The 13,379-nt window shown below is 68.2% G+C and carries 12 protein-coding genes; 5 read left to right on the forward strand and 7 right to left on the reverse strand.

All coding sequences use genetic code 11. The features are described from left to right. Positions 1-52 precede the first annotated feature (52 nt). A complete protein-coding gene (gene coaBC, locus WDN01_04290) occupies positions 53-1,255 on the reverse strand; it encodes a bifunctional phosphopantothenoylcysteine decarboxylase/phosphopantothenate--cysteine ligase CoaBC (protein MEJ0025229.1) in 1,203 nt (400 codons plus the stop codon). Between the two features lie 105 nt (positions 1,256-1,360). Here coaBC and WDN01_04295 point away from each other — a divergent pair, with 105 nt between their 5' ends. The 4 genes from WDN01_04295 to WDN01_04310 all read left to right on the forward strand — a co-directional run bounded on the left by WDN01_04295 (position 1,361) and on the right by WDN01_04310 (position 5,780). Beyond that, a complete protein-coding gene (locus tag WDN01_04295) occupies positions 1,361-3,232 on the forward strand; it encodes an AMP-binding protein (GenBank protein ID MEJ0025230.1) in 1,872 nt (623 codons plus the stop codon). A 96-nt stretch (positions 3,233-3,328) separates the two neighbouring features. Beyond that, the gene (locus WDN01_04300; protein ID MEJ0025231.1) at positions 3,329-3,553 is read left to right on the forward strand and encodes a hypothetical protein; all 225 of its coding nucleotides are present in this window, start codon (positions 3,329-3,331) and stop codon (positions 3,551-3,553) included. A 134-nt stretch (positions 3,554-3,687) separates the two neighbouring features. Next, complete coding sequence (locus tag WDN01_04305; GenBank protein ID MEJ0025232.1) at positions 3,688-4,626, forward strand: alpha/beta hydrolase; 939 nt, start codon at positions 3,688-3,690, stop codon at positions 4,624-4,626. A 206-nt stretch (positions 4,627-4,832) separates the two neighbouring features. Further along, a complete protein-coding gene (locus tag WDN01_04310; GenBank protein ID MEJ0025233.1) occupies positions 4,833-5,780 on the forward strand; it encodes an alpha/beta hydrolase in 948 nt (315 codons plus the stop codon). Between the two features lie 38 nt (positions 5,781-5,818). On the opposite strand, the gene WDN01_04315 is transcribed toward WDN01_04310, so the two are convergent. From WDN01_04315 to WDN01_04325, 3 genes are read right to left on the reverse strand one after another with little or no spacing between them, the layout of a single operon-like run. Continuing rightward, positions 5,819-7,489, reverse strand: coding sequence for an FAD-binding oxidoreductase (locus tag WDN01_04315; GenBank protein MEJ0025234.1), 1,671 nt, complete (start codon positions 7,487-7,489; stop codon positions 5,819-5,821). A 7-nt stretch (positions 7,490-7,496) separates the two neighbouring features. Then, the gene (locus tag WDN01_04320; GenBank protein ID MEJ0025235.1) at positions 7,497-8,435 is read right to left on the reverse strand and encodes a diacylglycerol kinase family protein; all 939 of its coding nucleotides are present in this window, start codon (positions 8,433-8,435) and stop codon (positions 7,497-7,499) included. Continuing rightward, the gene (locus WDN01_04325) at positions 8,432-10,060 is read right to left on the reverse strand and encodes a glycerol-3-phosphate dehydrogenase/oxidase (GenBank protein MEJ0025236.1); all 1,629 of its coding nucleotides are present in this window, start codon (positions 10,058-10,060) and stop codon (positions 8,432-8,434) included. Before WDN01_04325 ends, WDN01_04320 begins: the two co-directional genes overlap by 4 nt. Before the next feature lie 98 nt (positions 10,061-10,158). Between WDN01_04325 and WDN01_04330 the strand changes: the two genes are divergently transcribed. After that, positions 10,159-11,064 (forward strand): alpha/beta hydrolase, encoded by a 906-nt coding sequence (locus tag WDN01_04330; GenBank protein MEJ0025237.1) that lies wholly within the window; start codon positions 10,159-10,161, stop codon positions 11,062-11,064. Positions 11,065-11,067: 3 nt separating this feature from the next. On the opposite strand, the gene rpmG is transcribed toward WDN01_04330, so the two are convergent. The 3 genes from rpmG to WDN01_04345 all read right to left on the reverse strand — a co-directional run bounded on the left by rpmG (position 11,068) and on the right by WDN01_04345 (position 13,197). Beyond that, a complete protein-coding gene (gene rpmG, locus WDN01_04335) occupies positions 11,068-11,235 on the reverse strand; it encodes a 50S ribosomal protein L33 (protein ID MEJ0025238.1) in 168 nt (55 codons plus the stop codon). Between the two features lie 57 nt (positions 11,236-11,292). Continuing rightward, positions 11,293-12,435, reverse strand: coding sequence for an MFS transporter (locus WDN01_04340; GenBank protein ID MEJ0025239.1), 1,143 nt, complete (start codon positions 12,433-12,435; stop codon positions 11,293-11,295). Between the two features lie 69 nt (positions 12,436-12,504). After that, positions 12,505-13,197, reverse strand: a complete 693-nt coding sequence (locus tag WDN01_04345) for a hypothetical protein (GenBank protein ID MEJ0025240.1) — start codon at positions 13,195-13,197, stop codon at positions 12,505-12,507. Between the last annotated feature and the right edge of the window lie 182 nt (positions 13,198-13,379).

Consider the following 13,379-nt stretch of genomic DNA (forward strand, 5'->3'; position numbering starts at 1 on the left):
TCCCCCGTAACAGCGGGGGAGGAAACGCAATGTATTGGCATGCCAGACTCCACTACGCCGCCCCCTTGAGCGCATCGGCGATCCGCGCCGCCAGCCGCGTGCCGACAGCGGTCTTCGCCATCTCCGGCCAGTCCTCGACGCCGCCCGCCGTCACGATATGCACCGTGTTGCGATCCCCGCCCATGATCCCCGTCGCCGGGCTCACATCGTTCGCCACGATCCAGTCGCAGCCCTTCTTCCTCAATTTCGCCTGGGCATAGGCGACGACATTGTCGGTCTCCGCCGCAAAGCCGATGACGAGGCGCGGCCGCCGCGCGTGCTTCGACAGCGTCGCCAGGATGTCGGGATTCTCCACCAGCCGGATCGAGGGCGTCGCCGCGCCGGCGTCCTTCTTGATCTTGCTGTTGGCCACGATTTCCGGCCGCCAGTCGGCCACCGCCGCCGTCATCACCGCGATGTCTGCGGGCAGGGCGCCCTCGCAGGCCGCCAGCATCTCGCGCGCCGTCGTCACTTTGAGCAGCTTCACCCCGGCCGGCGCCGCCAGCTCCACCGGTCCCGACACCAGCGCCACCTCGGCCCCCGCGCGCGCCAGCGCGTCCGCGATGGCATAGCCCTGTTTGCCCGACGACCGGTTGGCGATGAAGCGCACCGGATCGAGCGGCTCCTGCGTCGGGCCCGCCGTCACCAGCGCCTTGAAGCCGTCGAGGGCACGCGATCCGGCGAGCGCCCGTTCGACCGCGGCAACGATCTCCTCCGGTTCGGCCAGCCGGCCGAGGCCGGTTTCGCCATCCGCCATCTCGCCGTCATTCGGCCCGACGAACGTCACGCCGTCCGCCGCGAGCCGCGCCACGTTCCGCTGCGTCGCCGCGCGATGCCACATCTGCACGTTCATCGCCGGCGCCATCACGACGGGTTTGTTCGTTGCCAAAAGCGTGGTCGAAGCCAGATCGTTCGCCAGCCCGTTCGCCGCCTTGGCGATCAGGTCGGCCGTCGCCGGCGCGACCACGACCAGATCGGCCGAGCGCGACAATTCGATATGGCCCATCTCCGCCTCGTCGGTCAGGCTGAACAGGTCCTGAAAGACCTTCTCCTTGGTAAGTGACCCAACGGAAAGCGGCGTCACAAATTCCGCTCCGGCCTTGGTCAGGATCGCGCGCACGCCGATGCCGCGCTTTTGCAGCAGGCGTATCAAGAGCAGGGACTTGTAGGCGGCGATCCCGCCGCCGATGATGAGCAACACGCTTTTGCCGCGCATGCGGATGAAACCTCTGCCGGAGACCGGCAATTATACCGGTCCTTGCGGGCAAATATAATGATTCACGGACCCGAAGTGTAGTTCGGGCCGCCAGGGAGCAAGTCCATGAATATCCAGGTCAAAAACGCCGACCTTCCGCCGTTTCGCCCACTGCCGCAGAAGCCGCCGGCCGTGGATTGGCGCAAAATGCCCGACGGCACGGTGTACATCGCGCAGACTCACGAACTCGGCGCCATGCACCGCTCCATCGCCCATCTGTTCGCGGATCGGGCCCGGCGCCATCCCGAGCGCAACTTCATCGGCGAGCGGACGCCGCTCGAAGGCGGCAAGACCGGCGAGTGGCGCTTCATCACCTATGGCGAGATGTACGAACGCGCCCAGGCCATCGCGCAGGCGCTGCTCAGCCGCTGCCTGAACGCCGACACGCCGCTCATGATCCTGTCGGGCAACTCGATCCGCCACGCCACGATGATGCTGGGGGCGATGTTCGCCGGCGTTCCCGTCGCGCCGGTCTCCGTCGCCTATTCGCTGATGTCCGGCGATCACTCCAAGCTGAAACACGTCTTCGCCGTCGCCGAGCCCAAGATGATCTTCGCGGAGCAGGGCCCGCTCTACGCCCGCGCGCTCGCCGCGCTCCCTCTCGAAAAGGTCGAGGTCGTGACCGCGATGCCGGTCCCCGGCCGCGAGACGACGTCGTACGAAGACCTGATCCGCACCAATCCCTCACCCGACGTCCCAAAGGCGCTGGATGCGATCGATCACGACACGACGGCGAAATATCTCTTCACCTCGGGCTCGACCGGCATGCCCAAGGGCGTGGTGCAGACCCATGGCATGATGTGCGCGGTGATCGCGGCGCAGGAGGCGCTGCGCACCGAGCCGCCCAATCCGGACGAAATCCCGCAGAGCCTGGAATGGATGCCGTGGAACCATATCAGCGCCGGCAATATCGGCTTCAACAACCAGATCAACGCCGGCGGCACGATCTATCTCGACGCCGGCAAGCCGGTTCCCGGCCTGTTCGACGAGACCATCCGCAACCTGCGCGACATCGTCCCGCTCGGCATCGGCACCGCGCCCATCGCCTTCGGCTGGCTGTGCGACGCGATGGAGCGTGACGAGAGCCTGCGCGACCACGTCTTCAAGAAGCTGCGCATGGCCGGCTATGGCGGCGCGACGCTCAGCCAGGACATCTATGAGCGCTTCCAGGCCCTCGCCGTCGCCTCCACCGGCGAGCGCATCCCGATGACGACGATGTACGGCGCGACCGAGACCCAGGGCGTCACCGTGGTCCACTGGATCACCGAGCGCGTCGGGCTGATCGGCCTGCCGCTGCCCGGCATCACGCTCAAGCTGGTGCCCAATGGCAGCAAGCTCGAAGTGCGCGTGAAAGGCCCCACCGTCACGCCCGGCTATCACAAGCGCCCCGACCTCACCGCCGCTGCGTTCGATGAGGAAGGTTTCTACAGCCTCGGCGACGCCGCCCGCTTCATCGATGAAAACGATCCGGCGCAGGGCCTGGTCTTCGACGGCCGCGTGACGGAGGATTTCAAGCTCGACAGCGGCACCTGGGTCAGCGCCGGCACGCTCCGCGCGCAGGCCGTCGCCGCCGCCTCGCCGCTGATCTTCGACTGCGTGGTCTGCGGCCAGGACAAGCCTTTCGTCGGCCTGCTCGCCTGGCCGGTCGCCGCCGCGGCGGCCGCGCTCAGCGGCAAATCCGATCCCGCCGAGATCGTGAAGGACGAAAAGGTCCGCGCCTTCGTCGCCGAGAAATTCGCCGCCTATAATCGCGCACAGACGGGATCGGCGTCGCGCATCAAGCGCGTCATCCTCATGGCCGAGCCGCCTTCGGTCGACGGCCACGAGATCACCGACAAGGGCTATGTGAACCAGCGCGCCACGATGGATCGCCGCCGCGCGCTGGTCGACAAGCTGTTCGCCGCATCGCCCGATCCCGAGGTGATCGAGATTCCGTAGCTTTCCGCGCGCAACGCGGGTGCGTAGAAAATGCGTATTTTCGGGCCGGCGCAAAGCATTAACTTGGCGCTCAGGTCTTTCTGCTGAGATGACGCCATGCACGCGACGACCCTTCTGACGGCCGACGACATGTGCCGCATCGCGGCCGACCTGGTCGACGAGCATGGCACGGGCGCGCGCGACTATGCGCGGCGCGCGGTCCTGTGCTTCGAGGCCGAAGGCGCCCGCGACCGGGCGCAGTTCTGGCTGGCGCTTTGCGCCTTGCTGGACGACATCGCCGAAAACCGCCTCGATCCGCTCTGCCCGGTGACGCTGAATTGAACCTACCCTCCCCTTGAGGGGTCAGTAGCGCCAGCGTGCGGACCCCTCAAGGGGAGGGTAGAGTCCCTCCCACCTTGCGCGGCGCGCGCGCTTGCCCTCACACTCCCGGTCCGCAACTTGGCACCCGGAACCCCATGCCGCTCGATCCCATCGTCAAGAGCCTTCTCGACCAGATGAAGGCCGCCGGCATGCCCAAGCTCCAGGAGGTCGGCGCCGTCGCCGGCCGCGAGCAGATGGCCGCGATGATGCAGATGGTCGGCCCGCGCGACGTGCCCGTCGGCAAGACCGAGAACGTCACCGTGCCCAGCGCCGCCGGCGGCATTCCCGTGCGCGTCTACACGCCGGTCGCGGCGGGCAAGGAAGCGATGCCGACGCTCGTCTATTATCACGGCGGCGGCTTCGTCATCGGCAGCGTCGATGTCGTGGACGGCCTCTGCCGCATCATGGCGAACGAGGGCGGCCTGCGCGTGATCTCGGTCGACTACCGCCTCGCGCCGGAGCACAAATTCCCCGCCGCGCTCGACGATGCCTTCGCCGTCGTCGCCTGGATCGCGGAGAACGCGGCGGAGATCGGCGTCGATGCCAACCGCGTCGCGGTCGGCGGCGACAGCGCCGGCGGCGCGCTGGCGGCCGAAGTGGCCCAGCTCGCCAAGGCCAGGGGCGGCATCAATCTCGCCGCCCAGATGCTTTTGTTTCCGGTGGTGCAGGTGGGCGAGGAGACCGCCTCGATGCGTGAATTCGCCGTCGGCTATTTCCTCGAAAAGGACACGCTCGACTGGTTCTATGCGAGCTACCTCCCCGCCGACGCCGATCGCAGCGATCCGAGGATTTCGCCCTTGCGCGCCAAGGACCTTTCGGGCCTGCCGCCCGCCTATGTCATGCTCGGCGGCTACGACCCCTTGCATGACGAGGGCATGCAATATGCCGACAAGCTGCGTGCCGCGGGCGTGAAGGTCGAGGTCGCCGACTTTACCGACATGGTGCACGACTTCATCTATTTCCAGGCGATCCTGCCCCAGGCGCGCGAGGCGCTCGCCGGCGCGGTCAAGGCCGTCGCGGCGATGCTGGGGTAGGGATATATGGATGTCATCCCCGGCGAGCTTCAGGCGCGAAGCGCATGAAGCGAGGGAAGGGGACCCAGGCGGTGCAAACGTCCGGTGGCGCAGAAGGAATATCGAACCAATTTCCAGCGTCGCGTTTGTCTCGACCACCTGGGCCCCCTTCCCCTCGCTCACTTCGTTCGCTCGGCGGGGATGACAGTTTGTTAGGAGATAGATGAATGTCCCTCGACGTCCATGTCCGCAACATTCTCGACCAGATGGCGGCGCTGAAGCTGCCCAAGCTGCATGAGATCGGGCCGCAGGCGGCGCGCGCCGCGATGCGCGCCAGCATCTTCCGCGGCGGCGAAACGCCCATCGGCCGCATCGAGAGCCGCGCCGTCCCCGGCCCCGCCGGAGACATCGCGGTCCGCGTCTACACCCCGCTCGGCGAGAGCGCGGAGGTACTGCCCGGCCTCATCTTCTACCATGGCGGCGGCTTCGTCATCGGCGATCTCGACAGCCATGACGATCTTTCCCGCTGCCTGGCGAACGGCAGCGGCTGCCGCGTCGTCTCGGTCGACTATCGCCTGGCGCCCGAGCATCCCTTTCCCGCCGCGGTGGACGACTGTTTCGCCGCCACGCGCTACGTCGCGGCGCATGCATCGGAATTCGGTATCGACCCGAAACGCCTCGCCGTCAGCGGCGACAGCGCCGGCGGCAATCTCGCAGCCGTGGTGTGCCAGCTCGCGAAGATCGAAGGCGGGCCACAGATCGCCTTCCAGCTCCTGATCTATCCCGTGACCCAGCTCGGCGCCGCCGCCGAGACGCGTTCGATGCGCGAGAACGCCAGGGGGTATTTCCTGGAGAAAGAGAGCATGGACTGGTTCACGCGGCTCTACGCGCCCGACGCCGCGCATCGCGGCGACCCGCGCCTCTCGCCCTTGCTGTGCGCCGACCTGAGCGGCCTGCCGCCGGCCTATGTGGTGACCGCCGGTTTCGATCCCTTGCGCGACGAGGGCAAGGACTACGCCGACAAGCTCGACGCCGCCGGCGTTGCGGTGACCTATGTGAACTATCCCGGCATGGTGCACGGCTTCTTCAGCATGCGCAGCCTGATCCCCAAGGCCCGCGAAGCGGTCTCCGCCGCCGCGGCCGCGGTGAAAGAAGGCGTCACCGCGCCGGCGTAAGCCACCTCTTTCCTCCCCCGCAACAGCGGGGGAGGAAATTACGGAATCAGCTTCCCCGGATTCATCACGCCCTTCGGATCCAGCGCCATCTTCACCGCACGCAGCACGTCGATCCCGAGCGCGCCTTTTTCCTTGGCGATCCACGCCAGGTGATCCTCGCCGACGCCGTGGTGATGGCTGATCGTGCCGCCATTGGCGACGATCGCGTCCGACGCCGCCGCCTTGATCGCGCGCCATTGCCCGACCTCGTTCTCCAGCGCGCGCGCGAAGATATAGGTGAAATAGAGGCTCGCACCGTCGGGATAGGAATGGCTGATATGGCATTGCACCACGCCATGCGCGCCGTCGCGCGGCGCGTTCTCGCGGATCGCCTTCTCCAAGGCATCGCGCACCGCGACATGCAGCGTCTCGACGTTCGACCAGCGCGTCGCGGTCTCCAGCGTATCGACGCCGACGCCGCGCTCCAGCATCGGATCGCGCAGATAGGGCCCGTGGAACCGCCCCGCCAGCCAGCGCTTGCCCTGGCCTTCGCCGAGCCTCATCGCGCGATGCTTCTGCACGATGGCCTCGAACGCTTTGCGCGCGCCGCCTACCGCGGCCTGCGCGCCCTCGAAGCCCGCGATCATTGCGCAGGCCTTGTCGTCGAAACCGCGGGAATCGAGCACCATCTGCGCGATCCGGTCGGAGAGCCCGCGCTTCTTGCCCACGCCGCCGAAGGCGCGATAGAACCGCGTCTCCGCCACATCGGAAAGCCGCAGCATGGTGAAGCCGATGCCGCTCTGCACCGCTTCGCGGATCGCCGCCGCGCCGCCCGCGAAGTCGCGGAAGAGATAGCCGCGATAGTCGCGCACGGCCGGCACCGGGCGGATGCGCAGCGTCGCCTCCGTCACCACGCCGAACGCGCCCTCCGAGCCGAGCGCCAGATCGACAAGCTGCGGTCCCGCCGCCGAGGACGGAAAGCCGCCGACGCTCAGCACGCCGCGCGGCGTCGCGAGCTTGGCGCCCACCAGCCAGTTCTCGCTGCGTCCGTAGCCGCTCGAACTTTGGCCCGCGCCGCGATGCGCGATCCAGCCGCCCAGCGTCGAGAATTCGAAGGACTGCGGGAAATGCCCGAGCGTGAATCCCTTGGCCGCCAGCGCCTTCTCCAGCGCCGGGCCGTAGATGCCGGCCTCGACCGTCGCGGTCAGCGATACCGGATCGATCGCGATCACCCGGTCCATGCCGGTCAGATCGAGCGTCACCACCGATTTGAACGCGCCCTTCGCCGCCGTCACGCCGCCGACCACGCTGGTGCCGCCGCCGAACGGCACCACGGCGACGCCGAGCTCGGACGCCGCCTGCAGCACGCCCAGAACTTCCTCGGCGCCGCGCGGATAGAGCACGGCGTCCGGCGCGTTCGACAGATCGCCCGCCCGCAGCCGCACGAGGTCGTGATAGCTCTTGCCCAGCGCGTGGGCGCCGCGCTCGAACGGCTCGCCCGTGACGCGCTCGGCGCCGACGATGCGGGCGAATCGCTCGGCCGCCTCCGGCGGCAGCCGCGACGGCACCAGCGCGATGCTTTCGAGCGGCCGCGCCGGCGTCGCCAGCAGCGCCGGCATGCCGAGTTCGCCCGCCAGCCAGGTCCAGACCTCCTCGCGCCCCGCGAGCTCGTCCGCATGCGCCGCCCAGCCCCAGCCGTTCCAACGGATCCTGCTGCGTTCGATGGTCATCGCGTTCTCAGCATCGCAAATTCAGCGCCCCCGGCAATATGTCGAACGTCGCCGGCAGGCGCCCCGCCATTTCGCCGTCGGTCTCGATCCACACCGGCCGCCCGGCGGTCTCCGCAACCGGCGCCGCCACGACATGCGTCCCGCGCACCACATGGACGTTCGGCTGGTGCACATGCTCGCCGCTATAGATCAGTTTCAGCCCGGCCAGCGATGCGCCCTTGGGCGCGGCCTGCATCACCACCACGTCGAACAGTCCGTCGCTCGTCCTGGCGTCCGGCGCCACCCGCATGCCGCCGCCGAAATACTGGCCGTTGGCGACCGCGACGGTGGAGATCGCCGCCTTCGCGTCGTCCGCGCCGTTCACGATCAGCCGCACCGGCGCGTCGCGGTAGCGCAGCATCCCCAGCACGCTGTGGAACGCGAAGGCGAAGGAGCCGCCGAACAGCTTGGCGATCCGCGACCGGTTGACGGATTCCACGATCAGGCCCGACAGGCCGAAGGACGCGATGTTGATGAAATAGCGCGTGGTCGGCGCGCCCTTGGCGCTCAGGCACGACACGCGTCCGATATCGACGGCGCGGACCGGCGCCTTGCCCAGCCGCGCCACGGCCGCCTCGGCGCCCGCCGCGATGCCGAAGCTCTTGCGGAAGTCGCCGCCCGTGCCGCTGGTGACGAAGGCGAACACCGCATCGGGCGCGATCGCCCCCTCGGCGCAGAACATGCCGTTGACCGCTTCGTTGATCGTGCCGTCGCCGCCGACCGCGACGATCTCCTCATGCCCGTCGTCCAGCGCCTGGCGCACCAGCCGCGTGACGTCGCCGCGTCCCTCGCTGAAGCCGACGCTGAGACTCGGATAGACTTGGCGAAGCGCGCGCGCGATGGCCTCCCACTCGCGCCCGGTGCGTCCGTTGGCCGAGCGCGGATTGACCACCGCGAAGGCGCTCATGTCGACTCGCGCGTGGCGAAAGAGGGCGCGAGCGCCGCGATCTCCGCCGCCTGCCGCTCCGCGCTCCAGCCCAGTTCTGCGGCCATGATCCGTGCCGCCTCTTCCAGCGCTTCGGGCGGCGGCGCGCCGATCTGGCCCATGCAGGTGCGCCGCATCACGACATCGGACAGCGTCAGCGCCATCTCCTCGCGCACCGCGAACAGCACCTGCGCCCCGATATCGCCGGCCCTGCCGATGGCACCGCGCAGCTCCGGCCGGTTGTTCGCCTCCGCCAGCATGTCGGGCAGCCGCGTCCCGTACATCCGCGCCAGGTGCTCGATGCTCGGCAGGTCGCCATGCTCTTTCTTCTGCGCCGCCAGGAAATCGGCGAAGCGTCCGACATCGCCGCCCGCCGTCGGCTCTTCGTCGGTCTCGCACTCCGCCGCCTTCAGCGACAGTTTCTCCACGATGGTGTCGACCACGCCCCGCGCCAGGTCGCGCGAGGTGGTCCATTTGCCGCCGATGGCGGAGAACAAGCCGTCCATCCCGTCGCTTGTCCCGTGATCGACCAGTTCGGCGCGGCGGCTCGCGCCATAGGTGTCGCCGGACCCGTCGTCCACCAGCGGCCTGAGGCCCGCGTAGAAATGCTCGACCTCGCCGCGCACGAGTTTCGCGCCGGGCAGGTATTTGTTGATGAAGGCGAAGAAGCCCGCGATGTCGCCCTCGCTCACGCCGACCGAGCCGGGCTCGCTCTGGAACGCCGTATCGGTGGTGCCGAGCAGGGTATGGCCGTGCCAGGGCAGCACGAAGAAATGCCCGCCGCCGGCCGCGACCGTCAGCGCATTGGTCTTGGTCATCGTCGGCACCAGCACATGGATGCCCTTGGAGCGCAGCAGCTTGTGCGACGCCGGCCTGCCCAGCGCCTGTTCCAGGAAAATGTCCGCCCAGGGTCCTGCCGCGACCAGCGTCGCCTCGGCGCGCACGTCGAACGCGGCGCCGCCGACCGTATCGCGCACCGTGCAGCCTTCCACATGGCCGTCGCGCACAAGGATCTTCTCCGCCGCGACATAGTTCGCGATGGCCGCGCCCTCGTCGTCCGCGTCGATCAGGCAATCCAGCGCCAGCCGCTCCGGCGCGTACATCTGCGCATCGTAATAGCGGTAGGCTCCCATCAGCCCCGGCCCCTCCAGCACCGGCTCGGCGGCGAGCGCGTCGCGCCGGTTCAGCCAATCGTGATTGGGAAGCCGTTGGTCGGGATCGCTCAGCCATCCCTTGTCGAATGAGAGTATATCGTACAGCGTCAGCCCTGCGCCGAGCGTCGCGCGCGCCTGGAATCCGCCGCCATAGAGCGGCACCAGGAAGGGCAGGGGATGGACCAGATGCGGCGCGATGCGCTGCCAGATGCGCCGCTCCTTCAAGGACTCCCGCACCAGCCCGAGCTCGAAATTGCGCAGATAGCGCAGCCCGCCATGCACCAGCTTGGAATTGTGCGCGCTGGTCGCGCCGGCGAAATCGTTCTTCTCGACCAGGGCAACCTTCAGCCCCCGCATCGCCGCGTCGCGCGTCACGCAGGCGCCCGTCACCCCGCCGCCGACGATCAGCAGGTCGAAAGTCTCGTTGGCCAGTCTGTCGAGGGCGCGGCGCATCGTATCCGTGGGCGTTGGGGCCGCAACCTCCGGTCCGCCCCGCCACTTGTCAAGGAACGCATCGCCGCTAAGCTTCTTCGAAATATCGGGAGGGACGCATGGCCAGGATCCGCGCCAACGGCATCGAGATCGAATACGAGGACACCGGTCCGCGCGACGGCATTCCCTTCCTTTTCATCAACGGCTTCGGCAGCCAATTGACCTCCTGGCCGGAGGAATTCCACAAGGGCCTGGAGGCCGCCGGATTGCGCGTCATCCGCTTCGACAACCGCGACGTCGGCCTGTCGCAGAAATGGCACGGCATCCTGCCGGATGTCCGCGCCGCCGCGCGCGCCGGCAACAAGCCCGACGTGCCCTACACGCTGGCCGACCTGGCGTCCGACGCGGCGGGATTGCTCGATGCGCTCGGCATCGACAGCGCGCATATCGCCGGTGCCTCGATGGGCGGGATGATCGCGCAGCTCGTGGTGCTCGATCATCCGAAGAAGGCGCGCTCGCTGATCTCGATCTTCTCGACCACCTCCGATCCGTCGCTGCCGCCGTCGAGCCCCGAGGCGATGGCGGCGCTCACCACGCCCGCGCCGGCGACCGACCGCGCCACGGTGATCGCCCATGCGCTGAAGGGGCGGCGCAGCTACGCCTCGACCGCCTGGCCGTTCGACGAGACGCAGCTCGGCGAACTCATCGGCCTCAACTACGACCGCAGCTTCTATCCGGAAGGCTCAAGCCGCCACTACGCCGCGATCGTGACGAGCCCGCCGCGCACCGAGCGGCTCAAGACGCTGAAGCTGCCGGCGCTGGTGATGCACGGCACCGCCGACATGCTGATCAAGGTGGAGGCCGGCCGCCACACGGCCAGCGTCATTCCAGGCAGCGAATACAATGAGATCGAAGGCTGGGGCCACGACCTGCCGCTCGGGGTCATCCCGACGGTCGCCGGCACCATCGCCGGTTTCGTGCAGCGGGTGGAAGTGGCGCGCGGCGCGAAGGCCGCGGCGGAATAGGCGCTACTTGATCTTGCCTTCGTTGAACTCGACATGCTTGCGCAGCACTGGATCGTATTTCCGGATCTTGAACTTCTCGGTCATGGTGCGCGTGTTCTTCTTGGTCACGTAATAGAATCCCGTGCCGCCGCCCGAATTGAGCTTGATCTTGGCCGTGGTGGGCTTCGCCATGGGAAACTCCTGGTGGTCCGTCGAAGGGCCGGGAATTTAGCCGCCAAGGCCCCAATGTCAAGCCGCGCGGTGCCGCCGGACCATAAGAAAGGCCAGATAAATCAGGCTGATGCCGGCCAGGGCGGCCGTCAGCCCGGTCGGATTCCAGCCATCCAGGGCGAATCCCTCGACCGTGGGCCCGGCCAGGAGGCCCACCGCATAGAGCATTACATAGGCCGCGTTGGCGCTCGCGAGCTCCGTACCCCGGAAGCGCTCGCCCACCAGGGTCAGCCCGATCGTGTAGACGCCCATCACCAGCCCGCCCCAGACGAACAGCAGCGCATAGGTCGCGGCGGGCAGGGCGATCACGAAAGGCGTCGCCGCCGCGCCGACGACCCCCGCGCCGACGCAAACCATCAGCAGCGCGCGGCGGTCGAAGCGGTCGGCCAGCATCCCCAGCGGATACTGGAACGCCATGCTGCCCAGCGAGGTCGCCGCCACGGCGAGCGCCGCATGCGCCTCGCTGTAGCCCGAGCGCACCGCATAGACCGGAAACAGGCCGTAGAGCCCCGCGTCCAGCATCCCGAACACCAGCGCCGCCGACAGCAGCGCCGGCGCCGCCCGCACCGCCCCGAGCACGCCGGCGCCTTTCTCCTCATGCAGCTGCGGCGCTTCCTTGCGCGCGATCAGCACCGGCACGAGCGCGAGCAGCAGCATGGCCGAGCCGGCCGCGAAGGGCGCGACGCCTTGCGTCCCCATGACATAGAGGATCGCCGGCCCCACGCCGAACCCGCCCGAGATCGCGATGCCGTAGAGCGCGACATAGCGGCCGCGATTGGTCTCGTCGGCGAGCTGGTTGATCCAGAATTCGCTAGCGACGAACAATCCGTTGAGCCCCAGGCTCAGCACGAAGCGCAGCGGAAACCAGAACCACAGCGACGGCGCGGCATAGAGGCCGATCAGCGCCAGGGCCGAAATCGCGAGCGAGCCGCAGAGATAGGGCGCGGTCCCGAAGCGGCGCATCAGGCGCGGCACTTGCGGCGTGATGACGAAGGCGGCGAGGCCGGCGGTCGCCAGGTTGAGGCCGTTGACCGTCCCCGGGAAGCCGCGCCGCTCGAGGATCAGCGACAGAAGCGGCAGCGTCAGCCCGATCCCGACCGCGAATGCGCCGCAGGTCGAGAGGATGGCGAGCAGGCTCAGCCGCTTGTGGGATTCAGCCATCATCGCGGGCGAACGCATCGGGGTCGGTAGCGGCAGCGTGTCGACGGGCGGCAATGCGTTCGCCCGCCATTAAATATGCACCAGCGACGGCTTGCCGCGCGCGAAGCGGTAGAACGGCACCGGCCGCGCCGTGTCGCCGGCGATCCGCGCCTCGACCTCGTCCATCACCGTGCGTGTGATGCTCGGCAGGTCCAGCGCGCGCGCCTCGTCCAGCGTCAGCCAGGTCGGCTTGAGCAATTCCTCGTTCTCGGCCGCATCGATCTGGTGCGCGATGACGTCGGCGTCGGCCATGAAGAACCGCGCGTCGAAGCGGCGCGTGCGGTTGGGCGGCGTGATCGCGCGCGCGATCATCTCCAGCGCATCGAGCCTTGGCATCACCTTATGGGCGAAGAACCTGGCCCAGGCCGGCGCGCGCGTGCGCGGCGTTTTCTCGGCGCGCTCGCCCACCAGGATGCCGGTTTCCTCGAAGGTTTCGCGGATCGCGGCCAGCGCCAGCCCGCGCGCCCGCGCCGGCCCGACGCCGGCCCGCGCCGCGACCTCGGGGCGAAGCTCCGATGCCGAACGGATGCGAAGGTCGCCGGGATCGATCCGCCCGCCGGGAAACACATATTTGTTCGCCATGAACGCCATGGAGCCGGGACGCAGCCCCATCAGCACGCGTGGGCTGCCGCCGCCGCGCTTCACCAGGACGAGCGTCGCCGCATCCTTGGGACGCAACGGCTGCTGGGTGATCTTCTCATTGTCGGAATCGAAAATGGCCATGGAAATACTCTAAGGCATTTTCCGAACGCTTTTCACACAGCCCCCAATTGTCATGGCCCGCGAATGCGGGCCACCCAGTTGAAAGCGGTAAAGCGCCGGTGGGTTCGTCCACGTCACCGCCTGAGAAAGGATGCCGGTGTCACCTGGGTGGCCCGCATTCGCGGGCCATGACAGCTCTGGAA

It is taken from the genome of Rhizomicrobium sp. (assembly GCA_037200985.1).
Lineage (GTDB): Bacteria > Pseudomonadota > Alphaproteobacteria > Micropepsales > Micropepsaceae > Rhizomicrobium.

Bases quoted from the DNA above. Each gene is read 5' to 3' on its own strand.
- WDN01_04345 (MEJ0025240.1), bottom strand. From the start codon at position 13,197: ATGGCCATTTTCGATTCCGACAATGAGAAGATCACCCAGCAGCCGTTG.
- WDN01_04340 (MEJ0025239.1), bottom strand. From the start codon at position 12,435: ATGGCTGAATCCCACAAGCGGCTGAGCCTGCTCGCCATCCTCTCGACC.
- rpmG (MEJ0025238.1), bottom strand. From the start codon at position 11,235: ATGGCGAAGCCCACCACGGCCAAGATCAAGCTCAATTCGGGCGGCGGC.
- WDN01_04300 (MEJ0025231.1), top strand. From the start codon at position 3,329: ATGCACGCGACGACCCTTCTGACGGCCGACGACATGTGCCGCATCGCG.
- WDN01_04305 (MEJ0025232.1), top strand. From the start codon at position 3,688: ATGCCGCTCGATCCCATCGTCAAGAGCCTTCTCGACCAGATGAAGGCC.
- WDN01_04295 (MEJ0025230.1), top strand. From the start codon at position 1,361: ATGAATATCCAGGTCAAAAACGCCGACCTTCCGCCGTTTCGCCCACTG.
- WDN01_04315 (MEJ0025234.1), bottom strand. From the start codon at position 7,489: ATGACCATCGAACGCAGCAGGATCCGTTGGAACGGCTGGGGCTGGGCG.
- coaBC (MEJ0025229.1), bottom strand. From the start codon at position 1,255: ATGCGCGGCAAAAGCGTGTTGCTCATCATCGGCGGCGGGATCGCCGCC.
- WDN01_04330 (MEJ0025237.1), top strand. From the start codon at position 10,159: ATGGCCAGGATCCGCGCCAACGGCATCGAGATCGAATACGAGGACACC.
- WDN01_04320 (MEJ0025235.1), bottom strand. From the start codon at position 8,435: ATGAGCGCCTTCGCGGTGGTCAATCCGCGCTCGGCCAACGGACGCACC.
- WDN01_04325 (MEJ0025236.1), bottom strand. From the start codon at position 10,060: ATGCGCCGCGCCCTCGACAGACTGGCCAACGAGACTTTCGACCTGCTG.
- WDN01_04310 (MEJ0025233.1), top strand. From the start codon at position 4,833: ATGTCCCTCGACGTCCATGTCCGCAACATTCTCGACCAGATGGCGGCG.